The sequence below is a fragment of the Faecalicatena contorta genome (assembly GCF_003149105.1).
Classification (GTDB): Bacteria; Bacillota; Clostridia; order Lachnospirales; family Lachnospiraceae; genus Muricomes; species Muricomes contortus_C.
Map to the genome: position 1 here is coordinate 1 of NZ_QGDS01000009.1, position 19,394 is coordinate 19,394.

Annotated in this window: 19 protein-coding genes and 1 pseudogene; 8 read left to right on the top strand and 12 right to left on the bottom strand. The window is 40.2% G+C overall.

The genetic code is table 11. The features are described 5' to 3' along the window. Together A8805_RS14300 and A8805_RS14305 are read right to left on the bottom strand one after the other, a co-directional pair. On the bottom strand, nt 1–210 hold a 210-nt coding region (locus tag A8805_RS14300; RefSeq protein WP_420319474.1), incomplete at its 3' end, for a transposase. A gap of 145 nt (nt 211–355) precedes the next feature. Next, complete coding sequence (locus tag A8805_RS14305) at nt 356–1,219, bottom strand: MerR family transcriptional regulator (protein ID WP_109712327.1); 864 nt, start codon at nt 1,217–1,219, stop codon at nt 356–358. A 415-nt stretch (nt 1,220–1,634) separates the two neighbouring features. Here A8805_RS14305 and A8805_RS14310 point away from each other — a divergent pair, with 415 nt between their 5' ends. From A8805_RS14310 to A8805_RS14320, 3 genes are all read left to right on the top strand, one after another. Beyond that, a complete protein-coding gene (locus tag A8805_RS14310; RefSeq protein ID WP_181392854.1) occupies nt 1,635–2,606 on the top strand; it encodes a sugar ABC transporter substrate-binding protein in 972 nt (323 codons plus the stop codon). Between the two features lie 61 nt (nt 2,607–2,667). Next, nucleotides 2,668–4,167: a sugar ABC transporter ATP-binding protein gene (locus A8805_RS14315; protein ID WP_242992412.1), complete on the top strand. Its 1,500-nt coding sequence runs from the start codon at nt 2,668–2,670 to the stop codon at nt 4,165–4,167. Beyond that, nucleotides 4,164–5,156, top strand: coding sequence for an ABC transporter permease (locus A8805_RS14320; RefSeq protein WP_109712333.1), 993 nt, complete (start codon nt 4,164–4,166; stop codon nt 5,154–5,156). Before A8805_RS14315 ends, A8805_RS14320 begins: the two co-directional genes overlap by 4 nt. A 135-nt stretch (nt 5,157–5,291) precedes the next feature. On the opposite strand, the gene A8805_RS14325 is transcribed toward A8805_RS14320, so the two are convergent. Then, entirely contained in the window at nt 5,292–6,125 is an 834-nt protein-coding gene (locus A8805_RS14325; RefSeq protein WP_109712335.1) for a helix-turn-helix domain-containing protein, read from the bottom strand. Nucleotides 6,126–6,449: 324 nt separating this feature from the next. On the opposite strand from A8805_RS14325, the gene A8805_RS14330 reads away from it, so the two are divergent. Together A8805_RS14330 and A8805_RS14335 are read left to right on the top strand one after the other, a co-directional pair. Further along, entirely contained in the window at nt 6,450–7,577 is a 1,128-nt protein-coding gene (locus tag A8805_RS14330; RefSeq protein ID WP_109712337.1) for a Gfo/Idh/MocA family protein, read from the top strand. A 19-nt stretch (nt 7,578–7,596) separates the two neighbouring features. Continuing rightward, on the top strand, nt 7,597–8,475 hold the full coding sequence (locus tag A8805_RS14335) for a sugar phosphate isomerase/epimerase family protein (protein WP_109712339.1): 879 nt from the start codon (nt 7,597–7,599) through the stop codon (nt 8,473–8,475). 83 nt (nt 8,476–8,558) lie between these two features. Here A8805_RS14335 and A8805_RS14340 read toward each other — a convergent pair whose 3' ends face one another. Together A8805_RS14340 and A8805_RS14345 are read right to left on the bottom strand one after the other, a co-directional pair. Continuing rightward, the gene (locus tag A8805_RS14340) at nt 8,559–9,725 is read right to left on the bottom strand and encodes a macrolide family glycosyltransferase (RefSeq protein ID WP_109712341.1); all 1,167 of its coding nucleotides are present in this window, start codon (nt 9,723–9,725) and stop codon (nt 8,559–8,561) included. After that, on the bottom strand, nt 9,718–10,356 hold the full coding sequence (locus A8805_RS14345) for a TetR/AcrR family transcriptional regulator (protein ID WP_109712343.1): 639 nt from the start codon (nt 10,354–10,356) through the stop codon (nt 9,718–9,720). The genes A8805_RS14340 and A8805_RS14345 overlap by 8 nt, the downstream gene beginning before the upstream one ends. A 115-nt stretch (nt 10,357–10,471) precedes the next feature. Here A8805_RS14345 and A8805_RS23015 point away from each other — a divergent pair. Next, nucleotides 10,472–10,591 (top strand): annotated as a pseudogene (locus A8805_RS23015) (DNA/RNA helicase domain-containing protein); the annotation flags it as partial. A 138-nt stretch (nt 10,592–10,729) separates the two neighbouring features. On the opposite strand, the gene A8805_RS14355 reads toward A8805_RS23015, so the two are convergent. The 3 genes from A8805_RS14355 to A8805_RS14365 are packed head-to-tail and all read right to left on the bottom strand — an operon-like array spanning nt 10,730 to nt 13,809. Next, nucleotides 10,730–11,731 (bottom strand): ABC transporter permease, encoded by a 1,002-nt coding sequence (locus tag A8805_RS14355; protein ID WP_181392855.1) that lies wholly within the window; start codon nt 11,729–11,731, stop codon nt 10,730–10,732. 24 nt (nt 11,732–11,755) lie between these two features. Further along, complete coding sequence (locus A8805_RS14360; RefSeq protein WP_109712349.1) at nt 11,756–12,838, bottom strand: ABC transporter permease; 1,083 nt, start codon at nt 12,836–12,838, stop codon at nt 11,756–11,758. A gap of 14 nt (nt 12,839–12,852) precedes the next feature. Further along, nucleotides 12,853–13,809 carry an ABC transporter ATP-binding protein gene (locus tag A8805_RS14365; RefSeq protein WP_109712351.1) on the bottom strand — a complete coding sequence of 319 codons (957 nt, stop codon included), beginning with the start codon at nt 13,807–13,809 and terminating at the stop codon, nt 12,853–12,855. A gap of 336 nt (nt 13,810–14,145) precedes the next feature. Between A8805_RS14365 and A8805_RS14370 the strand changes: the two genes are divergently transcribed. Together A8805_RS14370 and A8805_RS14375 are read left to right on the top strand one after the other, a co-directional pair. Beyond that, a complete protein-coding gene (locus A8805_RS14370; RefSeq protein ID WP_109712353.1) occupies nt 14,146–14,724 on the top strand; it encodes a TetR/AcrR family transcriptional regulator in 579 nt (192 codons plus the stop codon). A gap of 162 nt (nt 14,725–14,886) precedes the next feature. Further along, nucleotides 14,887–15,303, top strand: coding sequence for a YjdF family protein (locus A8805_RS14375; RefSeq protein ID WP_109712355.1), 417 nt, complete (start codon nt 14,887–14,889; stop codon nt 15,301–15,303). Between the two features lie 27 nt (nt 15,304–15,330). Here A8805_RS14375 and A8805_RS14380 read toward each other — a convergent pair whose 3' ends face one another. The 4 genes from A8805_RS14380 to A8805_RS14395 are packed head-to-tail and all read right to left on the bottom strand — an operon-like array spanning nt 15,331 to nt 19,342. Continuing rightward, nucleotides 15,331–16,089, bottom strand: a complete 759-nt coding sequence (locus A8805_RS14380) for an HpcH/HpaI aldolase family protein (RefSeq protein ID WP_181392856.1) — start codon at nt 16,087–16,089, stop codon at nt 15,331–15,333. Continuing rightward, nucleotides 16,061–17,422, bottom strand: a complete 1,362-nt coding sequence (locus A8805_RS14385) for a sedoheptulokinase (protein WP_109712359.1) — start codon at nt 17,420–17,422, stop codon at nt 16,061–16,063. The genes A8805_RS14380 and A8805_RS14385 overlap by 29 nt, the downstream gene beginning before the upstream one ends. Before the next feature lie 6 nt (nt 17,423–17,428). After that, nucleotides 17,429–18,379, bottom strand: coding sequence for a bifunctional 4-hydroxy-2-oxoglutarate aldolase/2-dehydro-3-deoxy-phosphogluconate aldolase (locus A8805_RS14390; RefSeq protein WP_207657706.1), 951 nt, complete (start codon nt 18,377–18,379; stop codon nt 17,429–17,431). A gap of 15 nt (nt 18,380–18,394) precedes the next feature. After that, nucleotides 18,395–19,342: a sugar kinase gene (locus A8805_RS14395; RefSeq protein ID WP_109712364.1), complete on the bottom strand. Its 948-nt coding sequence runs from the start codon at nt 19,340–19,342 to the stop codon at nt 18,395–18,397. Nucleotides 19,343–19,394 lie beyond the last annotated feature (52 nt).

Below are 19,394 nucleotides of genomic sequence, written 5' to 3' on the forward strand. Positions count from 1 at the left end.
CATGGTTTTAGAAGAATGACCATTTCTGCTATTATCGGTGTTCTTATTGCGGTAATCATACTTAGAATAGCCTAATTCCTCATTGAGTTCTTCATCTAGAACTCCTTCCAGCAATACGGACATCATATCTCTCATAACAGAGTTGACATCCGCCCCATCCTTTACTTTGACATCATTATTTTTCAGATAGTCTTTCATCATTTCCCGCATTGCTTGTTTCTGTGGTGATTCGTTTCTTGTTCTCTTTGGCATAAAAGTACCTCCAAACTGTTGTAATTATCTTACATCAGTTTGGAGGTTTACACAATCTTTGGGATTCTCCCGCAAGTTTTTGTCTTACCGCTTTAATATAGCTTTATTGGTTAGAAATATTCCCGCTCTTATAAAATTCTTCAATGGCGCAAGCAAAAAATTCTGCCGTACCTTCGCCATATTTCTGGTCTATCATCTGCTTTGCCTGGTCATCCCTGTAATTAGATGCAACAGACAGCATAATGCCGGCCTCGTGCTTGACCTGAGATAATTGCTTCATAACAAAGCCATATTCGCCAATCAACTGCTTGATTTCAAATGAATCTAACGGATATTCCCTTTTCTCATTCAACTTTTTTTCGATTGCTTCTATCCGTTTACTAAATGCGGCGCCGACTTCCTTACTTGGAGGATTATTCATAGCTTTTAATGCATTGCCTTTATCCCCGTACCATTCTACCATTTTCTGATAGCCTTTTTGCATATCTTCTTTTGAACAGCGTTCCACATAATGTTTGCGCCATTGCTCAATACTGCCAAATTCTTGAATAATACTCTGCTGCATAAGTTCTGGCATATGGTTAAGCGTTGTCCGGCAGAGTTCTTCAATTTCTGTTTTTGTAAATACTTCAAAGTTCATCTGGTTCTCTCCTTTTAGAATGTCATCTAGGCTGACAATCAAACGTTCCATCCGTTCCTTTTTTGCCACCAGCATCTTTTTCTGCATTTGTAGTATCTGGTTTTTATCAAGACTTGAATTGTCCATAACAGTTTTGATTTCCTTCAAAGAAATATCAAATTCGCGAAAAAACAATATCTGTTGCAATGTCTCCAGCGCTTTATCGTCATAAAGCCGGTATCCCGCTTCACTTTTGGCTGTAGGCTTCAAAAGCCCGATTTCATCATAATAATGAAGCGTGCGTACGCTGATACCTGTTAATCTTGATATTTCTTTTACTGTCCTCATTTTTGTATGACCTCCTTGCTCTTGATGAGATTATTTTAACCTATGACGCTCCGTAAGGGTCAAGAGCTTTTTTGAATGAAGCTGAAAAAGTCACGTTAGAGAGAATTAAACCGTTCACAAATGCGTAAGCAGGGAGTGCAAACAATGGAGAAGTTACTTCTGTATAAAAATATACATGGATGACAATTTATGTATATATTTTGGCAATTCGGTGAAGTGACAATGTTGATAGTAAAAGCTATGATAATTGTACTAGTGTACAAAGTGCATATATATAAAAGGGAAAAACATGACAAATATTAAAAAATGCACAATAAATAAGGAAGGGGAAAAAGATGTGAATAAAAAAAACAATGATTGCTGAAAAATGCAAACAAAAAATGAAACTAGAAACCTACAAAAAAGGAGAAGAATTATGAAAAAGCGATTATTAGGATTTATCTTGGCAGCTATAATGTGTTTGGGAATGAGTGGATGTGATTCTGAAGAGACAACAGAAACTGCGCAAAACAATGATAGTGCGGTTACTGATCCTTCTGACGTGGAAGTAGCCGTTATTTTCAAAAGTCTTTCAGCAGAATATTGGAAAACAATGAAGGCAGGAGCAGAAGCGGCGGCGAGTGATCTTGGTATTAGTGTAACCGTACTGGGACCTTCCGATGAGAGTGAAATTGCACAGCAGGTAACGATGATTGAAGAACAGATTGCAGCTAATGTAAGCGCAATCGTAGTTGCACCATGTGAAGAAAATGCGGTAATCGGTGCGCTGGAACCGTATGTGAATCAATTACCGGTGCTAATGGTAGATACGGATGCAGCATTGGAAGGAAAGAAAGCATTTATCGGAACCGGAAATAAAAATGCGGCCAAGCTGGGCGGTGAATATGCAGCAGAACTCCTGGGAGAAGGCAAGAAGGCTGTTTTGATTGGCGGACAGCAGGGCGAGATGACCAGCACCCAGAGATTAGAAGGCTTCCGGGAAGGGCTGGAAGAAGGGGGTATAGAAATCCTCGAAGAGCAATATGGAAAGAATACAGCAGATCAGGCGGTTGCAGTTATGGAAGATTTGATTACCAAATATCCGGGTGAAATTGATGTAGTGCTTTGCCAGAATGATGATATGGCGATTGGCTGCCAGACAGCAATTGAACAGTCTGGTGAGAATATTAAAATTATCGGTTTTAATGGTGACGAGGCCTGCGTTCAGTTGATTCTGGAAGATAAAATTGAAGCCACAGTAGCACAGCAGCCGTATCTGATGGGATACCAGGCAGTAGAACAGGCATTTAAAGCAGCAACTGGTGAAACAATCGAAGAGCACCAGGAAGTTGCAGCAAATCTGATTAATAAGGATAACGGAGAAGCCTATTTGAAGGGCGAGCAATAGATCATTACTTCGCAGCATGGACGTAACATACGATAATAGCAAGAAAGGAATGATCAGGTTAATGGAACATATAGTGGAATTGAAAAATGTTACGAAATACTTTCCAGGTGTGGTTGCCCTGAATAATATGTCGCTTCAGATAAGGCCGGGTGAAATTCACGGCCTGATTGGCGAAAACGGGGCGGGGAAATCAACTCTGATTAAAGTTTTGACTGGAGTATATACACCCGATGAAGGTGAGATATATGTCAGCGGTGAAAAGCAGGAGTTAAAAAATCCGAATGATGCCCGTAAAGCTGGGGTTGCCTGTGTGTATCAAGAACTAAACATTGTAAAACTGTTATCAGTTACTGATAACATCTTTATGGGCAGAAGTATAAAAAATAAGTTTGGTTTTTTAGATTACAAACAAATGAACCGTGAGGCGCATGATGCAATGCTGAAATTGGGGCATGATATAGACCCGGGTAAAACGTGCGGGGCCTTGGGAATGGGGCTGCAGCAGATGGTGGAGATTGCCAAAGCGATTCAGGTAAACTCAAAACTAATCATCATGGATGAACCGACCTCATCGCTGGGACAAAAGGAAGTTGACCAGTTAATGGAAACGGTGCGGAAATTGAAAGATCAGGGGATTGCCATACTGTTTGTATCCCATAAGTTAGAAGAACTATTCGAACTGTGTGACCGGGTTACGGTAATGCGGGATGGAGAACATGTCTGCACAGAAAATATTACCGATATGACCAACGAATCGCTGATTAATGCGATGGTTGGACGAACGCTTGATAATTTATTTCCGAAGGAAACTGCAGAAAAGGGTGAGGTCATGCTGAAGGTTTCCGGTTTGAGTTCGACAGGCGTATTGGATGATGTATCCTTTGAAGCCTATGGCGGAGAAATCCTTGGCTTTGCCGGACTGGTGGGAGCCGGAAGGACCGAAACAATGCGGGCGATATTCGGAGCTGACCCAAAAGATGATGGAGATATTTTTATCAAGGGTAAGAAAGTGGATATTCGAAGCCCGAAAGATGCCATACGTGAAGGCATTGCATTCTTAACCGAAGACCGGAAAGCACAGGGGTTGATATTAACTCAGACGATAAGGAATAATCTGATTCTGGCCAGTATGAAAAAATTTACGGCAAATGGATTCCTGGATGAAAAGCGTATGATTACGACGGGCGAAGATTTGATTAAATCATTGAAGATAAAAACTCCTTCAGTTGATGAAGTGGCCGGACAACTGTCCGGCGGCAATCAGCAGAAGGTTATCATCGGCAAGTGGTCTAATGTAGATGCAGATATCTATATTTTTGATGAGCCAACCCGGGGTATTGATGTTGGCGCCAAGATAGAGGTATATAAAGTTATGAACAATCTGGTAAAACAGGGCAAATGTGTTATCATGGTGTCCTCGGAGCTGCCAGAAATACTGGGAATGAGCGATCGGATAATTATTATGCGGGAGGGACGGATTATGGGTGAGATAGACCGTGATACGGAACACTTCGGTCAAAATAGCGTCATGAAAGCAGCCTGGGGAGGAGAACTACAATGAAAGAACAAACAACCATGAAAAATTTGGTTTCAAAAATGGGAACCTTATTAGCACTCATTATCTTATGTGTAATCTTAACGTTAGCGTCAGATAAATTCCTGACCTACAGTAACTTTGTAAATATTATCAAACAGGCATCGGTAAATTGCCTGATTGCATCGGGAATGCTGATGGTACTAATCACAGCGGGAATTGACTTGTCGGTTGGGTTTAACTGTACATTGGCAGCTTGTACGATGGGTGTACTGATGCAAAGAGGGCTTACCAATTCATTTCTTTTATTGCTGTCGGCATTACTGGTCAGTTCTGCAATTGGATATATCAACGGTACGCTGCTAACACGGTTGGAGCTGCCGCATCCATTTGTTTCCACTCTGGGAATGAAATTTGTGACTTGGGGCCTGGCCTTGTATATTACTGAAGCGACACCCATTGGGTTTAAGAATCAGGGTGTTGATGGAATCCTTTTCCTGGGATCGAGAACCATCAAAGGGTTTCCCATTAGTTTTATCGCAGTACTGGTCGTTTTTACCATCATACATATCTTTTTGACCAAGACAGCGCTGGGAAGACAGATATACTGTGTGGGCGGCAATCTGGAAGCAACCCGGCTGTCCGGGATTGATTCTAAAAAGGTACTGAGGATTGTATATACCTTATCTGGTTTACTCTGTGGAATCGCTGGTATCATCCTTGCCGGACGGGTTTCTACAGCCAATGGAAATGCCGGTATGACCTTTGATACAGATGCCATTGCAGCATGTATTATCGGCGGGGCGTCCTTTACAGGCGGTAAGGGAACTATATGGGGAACCCTGATTGGTGCTTTGCTGATAGCGGTAATCCGCAATGGGCTAAACCTATTGGGAGCGCAAACCGATATTCAGTATATCATCATTGGCCTGGTAATCATTATCGCAGTCTTAATCGATGTAACCAGAAGCAAGGCGGAAGCAAAAGCCAGAAAAATGGCAATGGCTAATAGATAAAGTAAATTGAGAAGAGGATAATCTTCTAAGTAAAGAATATAGAAACAGGAGCCGATTCAGATAATCAGAATCGGCTCCTGTTTCTATATACGTGTCTTATTGCCAGGGGCTGATTAATTTGGTGAGGGCTTGATTTCAAAAGCGCATATTACGGAACTCGGAAGGTGAGATAGTTTCTTTAGCCCGAAAAGCCCGGGCATAATGAGAGGCACTGTTAAACCCACATTTTTCGGCAATTTCTTCAATGGACATAGAAGTAGTAACGAGCAGCAGCTTTGACTGCCGAAGGCGGTAACCAAGCAAATAGTTGTGTGGCGTGCAATTAAGATATTTCTTGAAATTACGGATTAGCTGTGAGGGGCTGACATTACAGGCTGCCGCTAATTCAGCAAGTTCAATTGATTCTTCATAATGAGCATTGATGTATTGCACAGCCGGATTGATAAAATGGTTAGAGACAAATATATGTTGAGCCGGGGCTGCCAGTTTGGCTAATATCTGTGAAATATTCATGGCAACCCGGTGTTCGTTGACCGGTGAAATCATTGCATATGACAGAACGGCATCGAAGTGTTCCTTTAGCTGGTCAATATGATTACCGGAATAAATCATGTCATTTTGTTTGTTTAAGAACTCGACATATTGAATGCTGTTATTACCCGTGAAATGGAACCATAGGAATTCCACTGAATCATTACAGTAATAATAATGTGGCTGGCGGCAGTCCAACAATAAAATCTGGTTGCTGCCAGCTGCGTAATGCCGGTCATCAACTTCCAGATGAAGAGTTCCCTTGCATACATATAGCAGCAAGAAAAGATCCAGATAATTCCGCTTGATGTGATAATACTGATTACAGTAAAAGTGACCGAATTGCGGGGTGCAATAAAGGTTTTGTCTGGCAAAATCCGAAGGTGTTGTAAAATCCATAAACGATGGATCCAGAACACCGTTGTCAACAATTTTCATTGTATTCCTTCATGCTTGTTTTTGTTGTATTTGGTTTCTATAATTTAATAATATTTCAAAGTTTATTATGACATAAGAGAGGGGTGGAATCAAGGAAATAAAAGGATTTTGAGAAAGTGTACAATAGATGTTCTGAAAAAAGGCGGAGCTATTTTTTGAATGTAAATTTTTGTATAGAAAACATAAATCTGTTGAAATGACACTGACATGGACGAGGGCTATAATATAGAAAAGTCAGCAATATGCTGAATAAAAAACGCAAACCGGAGAAAAAATCATGCACGAGCTCCGGAGCTGATCAAGAAGATGAAGGAGGAAGAAAAAATGAAAGAAATTCGTATTGGCCTGGTAGGAGCTGGGTGGATGGGGAAGGCACATAGCAGCGCCCTGTTGGATGCACAGATGCTTTTTGGCCCGGATTATGGGGTGGCAGTATTTGAAATGGTTGCCGATTCAAATGAGGCAAGTGCAAAAGAAGCACAGCACAAGATCGGCTTTAAGCGAATGACAACTGACTGGAAGGAAGTGGTTAGTGATCCGGATGTAGATCTGGTTGATATTGCCACACCAAATTCTTTTCACTATGAAGTGGCAAAAGAAGCTTTAAATAATGGGAAACATGTATATTGTGAAAAACCATTATCCATATCTGCAGAACAATCGGCAGAGTTGGCAGAGCTGGCCGCGGAAAAGAACGTTGTCAATTATGTTGGCTACAACAACACGATGAATCCGGCAAACGCATATGTTAAGGACCTGGTGGAGACCGGGAAACTCGGAAAGATTATGAAATTTACAGGTACATACGATCAGGATCAGCTTCTCGATGAAAGCCTTCCGATTACATGGAGACACGTTAATAAACTGGCAGGATGCGGTGCTTTAGGTGATTTGGGCTGTCATTTGCTCAGCGTTTCTCAGTTTATTATGGGGGATATTCAGCAGGTCAATGCAATGACTTCCACCATTTTTCCAAAGCGCCCGAAGGCAGCAGGTTCCAGTGAAATGGCTGATGTGGAAAATGAAGACATTGTAACCTTTATGGCTAAATATGCAAACGGTGCTGCGGGTACTATTTCAGCGAGCCGTGTTGCCACTGGACGTAAGAACCGTCTGGCCTATGAGATTCAGGGAACACAGGGGACTGTGTGCTATGATCTTGAACGCATGGGTGAAGTGCAGGTATATTTCCATAATGATAATGAAGCGGACCGTGGATTCCGTACTGTTTTACTCAACCCCCATCATAAAGGCTATTCAGCATTCCAGCCGGCGGGCGGTATCTCAATTGCGTATAATGATATGAAGATTTTGGAGGTTCATGAGCTGTTTGCGGCGATTACCCAAGGCGCGGAATATGCTTGTAACTTTGAATTTGGCTATAAAATCGACCGTACAGTTGATGCGGTTTTGGAATCTGCAAAAACGAATACATGGGTTCATATTGAATAAGAAGAAGGAGGTATGAGATATGTCAATAAAAGTAGGAATTGCCCCAGACTCATGGGGTGTGTGGTTTCCCAATCATGAAAAACAGACACCGTGGAACCGCTGTATGGACGAAATGAAAGAAGCAGGGTATGAAGGCGTGGAATTAGGTCCCTGGGGCTATTTTCCTAACACCAATCCAGAGCTGAAAGATGCGTTGGCGGAGCGTTCCCTTGCACTGGTTGCAGGAACAGTGGGAGGAGATTTTCTGGACGATGCATCAATTGATCAGATGTGTAAGACGATTGATGAGATGGCATCTGTACTGAAAGACTTTCCGGAGGCAAAATATATTGTGTTACTGCCCAGTATGTATACAGATCTTGAGACTGGTGAACAAGTGATGAATCCGGAGCTGACGAAAGAGCAGTGGGCTGCCTATACAAAGAATGTGCAGCGCGCAGCTGACAGGGCAGCACAGCATGGATTAATCGGTACTTTTCATCCCCATGTGGATTGCCATGTTGAAACTGAAGAAGAGATTGAAAGACTTCTGGAGGATACGGATGTGCAGTTGTGCTTTGATACAGGGCATCATGTATATGGCGGCGGGGAACCAATCTCATTTTATGAGAAGCATGCCGATCGGATTCCTTACATCCACTTAAAGGACTGTGATCTTTCGGTTAAGCGCAAAATGGAAGAGAATAAGTGGTCGTTTGCCAAGGCGGTAACGGAGGATATCATGGTTGAGCCAGGGAAAGGAAGCATTGATTTTGCAAAGCTTCATGATGTTATGACGAAAAAACAGTATGACGGATGGGTAGTTGTGGAACAGGATTTGTTTCCAGTGAAATCCTTTGATGTACCGTTGCCGATTGCTAAACGGGGGCGGGAGAATCTTGCCAAGGCAGGGTTTTAGAGACGTTTATTTATTGAAAAGATGAGAGGCTGCTGCACTGCCTGATGAACAATCAGGGAGTGAGCAGCCTTTTTTTGTGTAAGTTATTTACTAAGTTCTTCCAATATCTGCCGTGCAATTTCCATACTTCCCCCTGCGGACTGGGATTTTGCCTGAAATTCTTTTAATGTATTTATGAAGGTATTTTTTTCTAATATCTCTATAGATGTTTTCTGTAATAATGCTGCATTTATAGTTTTGCGTTCCAGGTATTTGCCTAAATGCAAGGCTTCAACTTGCCGGGCAACGGTGGGCTGATCGTTTCCAACCGGTATTACTAACATGGGCACACCATAGAACAAGGCTTCATTTACGCTATTCATTCCTCCGTGAGTAATAAAAAGAGAAGCTTTCTGCAGTACTTTTAACTGTGGGACAAAGGAATGGACAAAAAAGTTATCTGGTATATCACCAAGCTGCTCAATTTTTACAACATTTCCAATGGACATAATGACAGAAACGGGCTGCTCTCGAAATGCATCGATACAGTTTTTGAAAAATTTCGTGGTATTAGAACAAGTATTTAGCAATGTTCCAAGAGAAATATAAATGATGGGGTTTTCCATTTTGGAGAAGTCAAAATCACTTTCATTCCGCCCTTCTAATGCTGGGCCTACATATTTATAATGTCTGTCGTCAAACTCGTTGGAGTGAATTTGAAAATCTTTAATTGTGTAAGTAAAATTCAGTTTTGGAGCGTTTTTAACCATTTCGTCCACTATGCTTCCATACCTCAGGTTAAACTTTCTTTTTAAAACTTTAGATATTATACGGCAGAGGCGGGGAAAGCGAAATATGCATGTCATATACCAGCCTCCGGTAGTTCCAAAATCATTTAGCACTTTTTCATTGAGGGTAAAGGTAGAAAACAGACGAAAAGCAGGAATCCCTAACTGGTCGGCTAATGCTTTTCCTGGTAAAAAAAGCATCTCATATATTAAACAGTCATGCTCTTTGCCAATTCGTTGTACCGTTTGATACGCCGCCCCCCAGCTTTTTCTTTCTTTTTGGGAGCTTGTTAAGGTTGCAGGATAATTGTCATATGGTATAAAGTTTGCCCCTGTTTTTTCTACTTTTTCTTTCCAGTCAGGGGAATGAACATAGGAAACTTCATGACCTAACGATATAAACGTTTTTGCCAATTCTAATGTTGGATTTGTATGCCCTGAAAATGGAAGGTTTACCATAAGTATTTTTACTTGCTTAATCATAATAGCACCGTAACCTTTCCTTAATTTTCTTTCCATTTTTATCACTGAAAACAGGAGTGTCAAATTTTTTCAAAAGGAGAATGATAAAGTCAACTTTATTGCACATTTCTTCGTAGCTGGAATCAACAATGACAGGGTCAAGCCATATATCAATTAAAAGCACCAGTATTTCAGATATTTCCTTTGGATAAGCACAGTTAAACTCCTTCTTAATATTTCCTTGCCGCAGAATTTCTGCAATATACCCTGACAGCACATTTAATGAATTCCTTAGAGTATCTAATAATGCAAACGGAATTTTTTCAGCCCACCCATTTCCGGTCAGTTCAAGCAATGATTCATTTAAACACAAATAATCAATAATATTTTCAAATTTCTGTTTAGCAGTCAAAGCAGGATTTTCCACCAAGCTTTTTAGATAGTTTGTAACCAATTCTTTTTGATAATTTATGTGATAGTCTAAAATCTCCTGCTTGCTCTTGAAATAGTGGTATATAGCCCCTTTCGATAGTCCGCTTAACAGCATAATATCTTGCATAGTAGTTTCCTCATAACCCTTTTCTGAGAATAACTTTGCTGCTGCATTTATTATTTTATTTTTTGTAATTGAAGCTTTTTCTCCTTGTTTCAAATATACTCACCTCGCATCTCTAGAAAATAAACCGACCAACGGTTTGTTTTTATGATAACGAACTTTTATTGATTTGTCAATAAAATATATTTCTTGAACTACTGATGGTCAAGAATGTATAAAAAACATATATTATGTATTGATGACAAGGGGAATAAAAGGAACATATCTCTACGTATGTGACCAGGCGCTGAAGGAATATCTGGAACAATACATTGAGACATATCATAACTGATTATCAAATATCATAGCTGTTGCCCTTTTGAAATCCAAAAAAGGCACTGAAAGCCGGGAAGCCGTATAAAGCAGCGGACTTTCCCGGCTTTGCTATGAAGACTCAGAATAGAAAATGCTTTGAAATTAACGTTTTCAGCTATTTTGTTCTTATGCTTGCGATTATAAACAATAGAGCAGATAAACCTAAAATGGCTCCAATATAAGAAAGTGCCGGAATCAGACTGTTTTGGTATTGGATGATTTCTATACTCCTGGTAATCCATCTTTGTGGAAATAGAGATCCAACATTCTGCATCCATGACGGCATATTCCCATAAGGAAATAGTGCACCAGAAAATAATGCCATGGGAAAAAATATAAAAGTGGATATACTCCATAATGCTGCCTCTTGATTTAGTACAGAGGACAGGAAGGTGAATGCTCCTACTGAAAATATGTTAGTTACAAGAACCATAAGCAGGAAATAGATACTATGCTGCATACCAAAATCAAAGTTGAAGATGAAGCAGAATAAGTAGTATATTAAAGCGGTTGCACCCATAACTCCAAAATGAACAAGGGCCCGGCCGGCAAGATAGGAACTTGATTTAACGCCGCTCATAAAAATCCTTCCTTTCATTCCTTTATTACGGTCCATGATCAGCAAAGCGGCTAAGGAACTGCTTGCTGTAATGAATTTAAACAGCATTAATCCCAAAGAATATGTCATTGTGAGTCCCTTCTTTCTTACATGATTCACTTCCGCTGTAAAAGTTTTTTCTGTTTCTGCTGAAGATGCATTAATCACTGTTTTTACAGCTTCTGCAATCTCTGATCCATTTGATAACTGAATCATTTCAGTCTTGCCGGAGTCACGAAGAATCACACCTAATTCAATGTTTCCTGCTAATATTTTTTGGGGAATTTCATTTTCTTTCACATCTATCACGTCCAGGCCATCTGTTGCTGCAATATTTTTTTGAATAGTCTCTCCAGAACCATCTGTTGATAAATCAAGTACAGTAATTTTATGACTTGTGGAATATGCCAAAGTAAATGTTACAAGCAAGAGCATTATAATAGGCCATACTGTTATAGATGGAATAAAGCCTTTGGTATTTCTTAGTATCAACCATGTATTTCTTGCGATTGCTTTCATATATGCCATCCTTTCTGTAAGATTTTAAGAAATTGATAATTTTGATTTCTTAGTCTGTATTTTATAGATAATCAAAAATAATAAGGTTAATCCCAGGGATACACCAATGCTTGCGTATGTGTTTGAATCGACTATATTAACATATAAATTGGTAAGTGAACGGCCGGTCCAGTATAATGGGCTTATTTTCACTATCTGATTTAGGATAGTTGCATTCTCCAGCAGATATACCGGAGACAGAGCTCCGCCAATATAACCGGATAACATCACAGTCATTAGAATGGTATTATCAGCAATTGCTTTATTTTTGCTTATCATACCGACAACGACACCAAAAATGGAACTCATTATTGTTAAGCAGAAAAGAACACCAAACATAGCCGGCATCTGCTCACCCCAATTTACTTTTAATACAAATTCTGAAAAGACCCAAACTACAGCAATTTGTAATATACCAATAAAAACACCCAATACGATCTTACTTAATAACAGCGCATTCAGGCCAGCTTTTGAAATCTTAATTCTTTCAATGGTTCCATAGATACGTTCATCATTTACGCTGTGACCTGTCATTAAAGCAATAAACATAATAACAAATGCAAGGTATGTAAACGTAGCGTAAGATGTGGAATCCACAGGCGTTGTTTCCAGTTCCACAACATGGACCTGATTTGCCAGAGTAGATAAGTCTTTTTCCATTGCCTGTTTAAACAGGCTGTGAACTATTTTGCCGCCCTCTGTTTCATTGTAAGGAGAGCGGTAATAATCCATGCTGTCAGCTGTAATTCTGATAATTCCAAAAGCTTCGCTGCTGTTTACACCATCTACACCTTTTTCATAATCCGATATCTCATTTAAAGCAACACCTGTAGATTGTTTCAATAATGTTTCAAATTCATTTAATTTTTGAATATTTGCATCCGTTTTTTCTTTATAGTAGTAATACACTTTTCCATCATCGAAAGTATGGAAGTCTGTACTCATATAACCATCAAGAGCTGAACTCATTAAAAGTATGAGTAAAATAGGAAGTGCAAAGACAAAAATCCAATTTCCAACACCGCGGAAATAACTTTTGACTTCCTTTCTTAATATTATTCCAAACATATATGCCCTCCTCGTTAGTCTCTTAGATCTTTGCCAGTAAGTTCAAGGAAGATTTCTTCTAAACTGGGCTCGTTATGTGCTATATTTTTGACAACTAACCCAGACTGTGTTGCTGCAGTTATAATCGAGTTAATTACATCAGGCTCTGAACTTTTTATGAAACAAGATTTTTGGTTGATGGTCTGCTCTCCATCGGTATACTCTTGTACCTCTCGAACATGATCCGAAATTTCCATAGTATGTAAAAAATCTTCCCATTTCCCCTGGGCAGCATCTACACTAACCAGGTATACAATACCTTTACCCATCATTCCCATGATTTCTTCTTTGTTGCCATTGGCAATAACATTTCCCTTATCTATAACTGTAATAGAGTTACAGATTGCTTCGACTTCTTCCATATAATGTGTTGTATAAATAATAGTTACACCTTGTTCATTCAGCAGTTTTACATTTTCTAAAATTCTGTTTCGGGATTGGGGGTCAATGCCAACAGTAGGTTCATCCATGATAATTAATTTTGGAGAATGGGTGATTGCGCATGCAAGATTTAAACGCCGCTTCATACCACCTGAAAACTCAGATGATTTTTTGGTTTTAACATCTGCCAGGCCGGCAAAATCTAACGATTCCTGGACTCTTTTTTCCAGATCCGGCCCCTTCAATCCATAGAGTGACGCAAAGAACTTAATATTGTCATAGGCGCTTAATTCAGGATAAATAGCCAGTTCCTGTGGTACATAACCTATGTTTTTACTCCATTTTTTGATTTTTGATTCGTTTTCATAAGTGATTGATCCACTGTTAGGTTCGTTCAAACCAACAATACAGCTTATAAGTGTACTTTTGCCTGCTCCATTCGGCCCTAAAATGCCATGAACATCTCCTTTCTTGATAGACAGATTTAAAGAATTAACTGCAGTTAAATCTTTATAACATTTTGTGAGATTCGATATTTTAATAATTTCCATTTTCTGTGTGAAGAACTCTTCTTATTGTTCTTCTATCCTCCCTTCAACAAAAACTAATAAACATACTAAAAATTATAATATAGTATGTTTATTTTGTTATAGAATACATCTAAAGATATGCAAAGTCAAGAAGAAGTTAGTTTTTACTAACCTAAAGTTTGAATTTTATTACATGGCTATGCCATTGCAGTGGAAAGACTTGATATTTATATTTAATCATGTTATTTTTAATAAAACAGTATTAAGCGTAAAAATTAGTATGTAATTCTGTATAATAAATATATTGACAAGAATGGAGGGGACAGCAGTTCGAACATATGAACTGCACAATAAAGTATGCCGGCAATTTTTAATGAACAAAACAAGACTATATATGAGGAACGCCTTTTAGAAGCAGGATTAGATTTAATTAAACGGAATGGCTTAAAAGGATTAAAAATTGATGTAATCACCCGTAAAGCAGGATTTGCAAAAAGTACTTTTTATACCTTTTTTTCTTCAAAGGAAGAATTTATAAATAAGATTGCTTTATATGAAAGAAAGAAAACACAAGAAGCATTACAAGAGGCATTCAGAGAAAAAGAAAAGTTAGACAGAGCTGCCGCAAGGCACTTTTTTCGAATACAATTTTTGAGTGAGCAAAATATTTACTCCTATTTAAGCTCTGAAGATTATGAGTATTTAAAAGCCAGATGTCCAGAATTATTCCAGATAAATCCAGTTTCAGATGAAAAAAATACGAAATGGCTTTTAGATAAAATCGAATCCACCAAAGAATGTAATTGGAAATTGTTCTCTAATTATGTAAAAGCAATTGTAACGGTTACCATTAATGCAGAGAATTTATATCAGGATATATATAAAGAAACAATAGAGCTAATGATTGAAGGGTTATTAGATTATTTATTTGACTGATTACTTTTTAACGTGATAATATCAAAGTGCAAAGATAAAAACACAACGTATATTTTATATAGAACTGGTTGGTAGTCCAGTCGTGCTCTAAATAAGAGTATAAGTAACCCTCCTCCTTGGTCGTCCGTTCTTTGTGCATTTTATTTTTAAGGAGGATTTGTCATGGACAAAGCAGCGGAAATACTGACAGTTTATTTTGAGGAACCATTTTGGGTAGGTGTTTTTGAACGGATATGGGAAGGCAGGCTATCAGTTTGTAAAGTCACGTTTGGCGCGGAACCAAAAGATTATGAGGTACATGATTTTGTTCTGAAGAGTTACTATCAGTTACGTTTTAGTCCGGCTGTGGCAGCTGATGTAAAAGAAACAAAGCGTAATCCCAAGCGGATACAGCGGGAAGTGCACAAGCAGGTACAGGATTGTGGGATTGGCACTAAATCTCAGCAGGCTTTGAAATTACAGCAGGAGCAGATGAAAACTGAGCGGAAATCCGCAAGCCGGGAACGGCGGGAAATGGAAAAACAGCGGCAGTTTGAACTGAAACAGCAGAAAAAGAAAGAGAAGCACAGAGGCAGGTAATACCTGCCTCTGTGCTGTTATCTTATATCAATTAAATTCATTTACAATTTTTTTCGCGCCCGAAAGAAGAATTCCGGTTTCTGAATTGCAGCTAAATATGGTCATTCCTTTTTGTCTGCATTCTTTCAGGAATGAAATGTTGCTTGCAATAATTCCGCTTGGTTTGTTTAACTCTTTGGCGGCATTAATGACAGCCGAAATATTATCTCGCATGAGTGGAGTATAGAAATCTCCTGGAGTACCGCAGTCACACGCCATATCGTTGGGACCGATAAGAGCAGCATCTACACCTTCCACGGACAAGATGTCCCGTACATTTCGTATGCCCTCATTGGTTTCAATCTGAGCGAGGATAATTGTACGGCTGTTTGCCAGCTTCATATAGTCGGCAAGGGCCGGGGGATTATATTCTGTATGTGCCCGCTGTGTGGAAATGCCTCTTTGTCCAACAGGAGCATATTTGGCGTATTGCACGACCTTTTCAATGTCTTCTTTCGTGTTAGTCATCGGAACTAAAAGACCGTCCGCACCCATATCCATATATTTTGTAATGACTTCCCGGCGGATTTCAGGAATACGCACAATAACCGGAAGCTGTATTCCATTTGCAATTCCGATAAGCGCCGCCGCCTGGGAATAATCAAAGTAGCCATGCTCGCAATCTAAAATTATATAAGAAAACCCTCCGCCTTTTAGCATCCGTATGACATTTGGCGTTGTGATTTCACTGAGCATAGTACCTAAGATAAATTGCTTGTTATTCAAGCGTTCTTTTAAGAGATGCATCTGGCAATCCTCCTTTATGTTCAATAGCAAGAGAAAGACGGTAAAGTCCGTTGAAAGTTTCATCTGGTATTGGGGAGCGCTTGTAAGGGAGTTCTATACGCTGTGCCGCAGTTTCAATAAGCTGCATATTTTTCCAACTGACTCCGCCGGAAAAAATCAGCCTTTTAATTCTGGAATTCCCCTCCAGCAGGGGAAGATTTTTTGCATATTCTTCTGCTATGTGCTCATAAGCTGCCTGAAATAAATTAGAAATATGAAAATTATTGGGCATGATATGGCTAATCTTTCCTCCCGAAAGATGTTCATTTGTCGGATAGAAATACATTTCTGCCTTCAGGCTCCCGGAGTCAGGCTCAAGGGTTTTGTTTATAATATCCCACATATCACTTTCTTCTAACTGCTTTCCTGTAAATAGCTGGACGGTCTCCTTGAGAAATTGAATAAGTACGGATAAATTGCGTCCTCCCGGCATATTAGAAATGGTATTAATATAAGTCTGTTCAAAGTAGGGACGTATCTCATAGCTGCCTGGAATAAAGATTTGGGTATTGCGTGACAGCTGGCAGGCAGTAGCTATATTGATAACGGCATCATCCGGTGTGGCGCATGCTCCGGCTATGGACACCTGCTGGTCACCATAATCGGGATAAACAGGAATCTTCTGCCCTCCTGCAAAGCAATAGCCTGCAGGATTAAATTCCTCTGAAGCAATATCCGGAAAGGTTATTTTAGAAAAGCCTAAAGCGTCTATGACAGGTTTGTTCCAATTTTTTTCGGGAATGTTGACCAGTCCCAAAGGAGCAGCATTTGTTATATGGCAGATATTGTTTCCGGTCAGGCGCCAGATAAGATAGGAGCCAAGGGTAAATAAAGTCCCATCATCAGATGGTGCATCTTCTTCCTGAAGCAGTGCATATAAGTTGCACATACCAAGGCTTGGTTTTAGCTGAACTCCGGAAACCCACATTTCTTCTTTTGAAATAAAGGCTTTTAGCTTATCTAATACAGATATTCCATTCTTTTGCGGACTTGTACAGCGGGAATCCTGCCAGGAAATATAGTGGTCCGGGCGGGATTTTGTCCGGTAGACAAAACCATGCATCTGGGTGGAAAACAAAATACCGTCCAGGGGAACAGAAGCTGCTGTCGTATGAATAATATTGTGAATTGTGTTGTACAACTCTTCGGCATCCAGCTCATATACCAGCGGATTGGCAGAAGGCAATTTGGGGAGAGCAGGAAAATTTGTCTGCTGAATCAGAGCTTCTCTGCCCGTTGAAATTACCCCCGCCTTTATGTATGAGGAGCCGATATCTATTCCAAGTGTGTTCATAGCGGTTTATCTTCGGCGCAGATGGACAGCGAAGCCGCCGAATTCTTCGGCAAAATAAATGGATACCATCTGTCCTTTCTCGTTCACCGCTCTGGTTGACATATTAAATGCCACATTATTCCGCTGGAAATAAGTGACAGCACGTTCGATATCGTTGGTATTTATTGCAATGTGTCCGTGGGTTCCAAGAAAACTGCCTTTGATGACTTCTATCATATCTCCGGCAAAAAAGGCACCTTCAAATTCCTTTTTTTCCTTTGAGAACATATTGCAGAATACATCGGCAAGCCTGCTGGATTCCTCTGTATCCTTTGTATTAATACCCACATGGGCGATTTCAAAACCAAGATGGTCTGCTAAGGTTTTTTGGCATAAGGCGCTGACTGCATCCCATGATTTTTCCCTCATCAGACTGTCAGGAGCCATAAAGCTTCCTCCTACTGCAGCTACGTTAGGAAGTGAAAGATAATCATTCATATTGTTTGCATTGACGCCTCCGGTAGGCATAAAAGAGATGTCTTTATAGGGGCCGGCCAGGGCTTTTAAGGTCTGGATCCCTCCGTAGGCTTCTGCCGGAAAAAACTTGCAGACAGTCAGACCAAAAGAGAGAGCCTGCTCCAGGTCAGCGGTGGAAACGGTACCGGGAATAATATCCACCTGGTGTTCGAGGCACCATTTTACCACATCGGGATTAAAGCCGGGGGTAACGATAAAAGAGGCTCCTGCCTCTACGGCTGATTGGGCCTGCTCGATATTGTGTACTGTTCCGGCGCCGACAATAATTTCAGGAACCTCTGAGACCATTTGCTGTATGGCTTCCTTTGCAGCGCCGGTGCGATAGGTTACTTCAGCAACAGGGATTCCACCCTTTACCAGGGCATGGGCCAGAGGAACGGCATCCGCGGCATTATCAATTACGATTAAAGGTACAAAGCCTATGTCAAAAATCTGTTTCATATTTTCACTTATCATTTATAAAGTCCCTTCTTCCATAAATCTCATTAAAGTATCCCGGTTGGGAAGCCCGTCGTTATCTCCCCTGCTCATTACCTGGATCGCGCCGATTGCATTACCCCGTAATACCGCATCAGACAGTGTGCAGCCCTCTATCAGAGCGCTGATAACACCTGCAGCAAAGCCGTCTCCGGCCCCTACTGTGTCTACCACCTTCTTCACAGGAAAGCCGGGAATCACAGTTTCGGTATTTTCATCTGAAATATAAGCTCCGCTGCTGCCCAGTTTGGTTACAACAGCTTTTACTCCCAGATTGTGGTAAAATTTACTGATTATTTTGGGATCCTTACTGCCGCAGAGAATTTCTCCTTCATTTTCTCCGGGAAAAACAATATCTGACAGAGCTGCCAGCTTGTTAATCGTTGTTATCATCATATCTCTGCTTTCCCATAGCTGAGGCCGCAGATTAGGGTCAAATGAAATTAATAAACTATGTTTCTTTGCTTTTTCGATTAAATAAAATACAGCCTCCCTTGTGGAAGTACTGAGCGCAGGAGGAATACCGGTCAGATGCAGAAAACCATAGCTTTTAAGATCAATCTGGTCGATATCCTCTTTGGAAAGGGTAGAAGCAGCAGAATTTTTTCTGTAATAGAATATTTCAGGATCCCCGCTGCTTACCATGCTTTTCAGCATGAACCCGGTTGTTCTCTCGTCGGAATATTGAATGAATTCAGTTCCAATCTGATTTTGTTTTATCACGTTAGTCACTAATTTACCAAAGGGGTCATTTCCCAGCTTGGTAAAATAGGTAACTTTATGTTCTAGCCTGGCAAGTCCTACAGCCACGTTGAATTCTGCGCCTGCCACAGCCAGGGAATAACCGGATACATTTTCCAGAGGACCTTCGCTTTGAGCGATAAGAAGCCCCAGAGGCTCGCCGATTAATATTACACTTTTAGACATTATAGTAGATCCTTTCTTGCATAAATTAAGTTAATAACATCAAGTTTGGAGG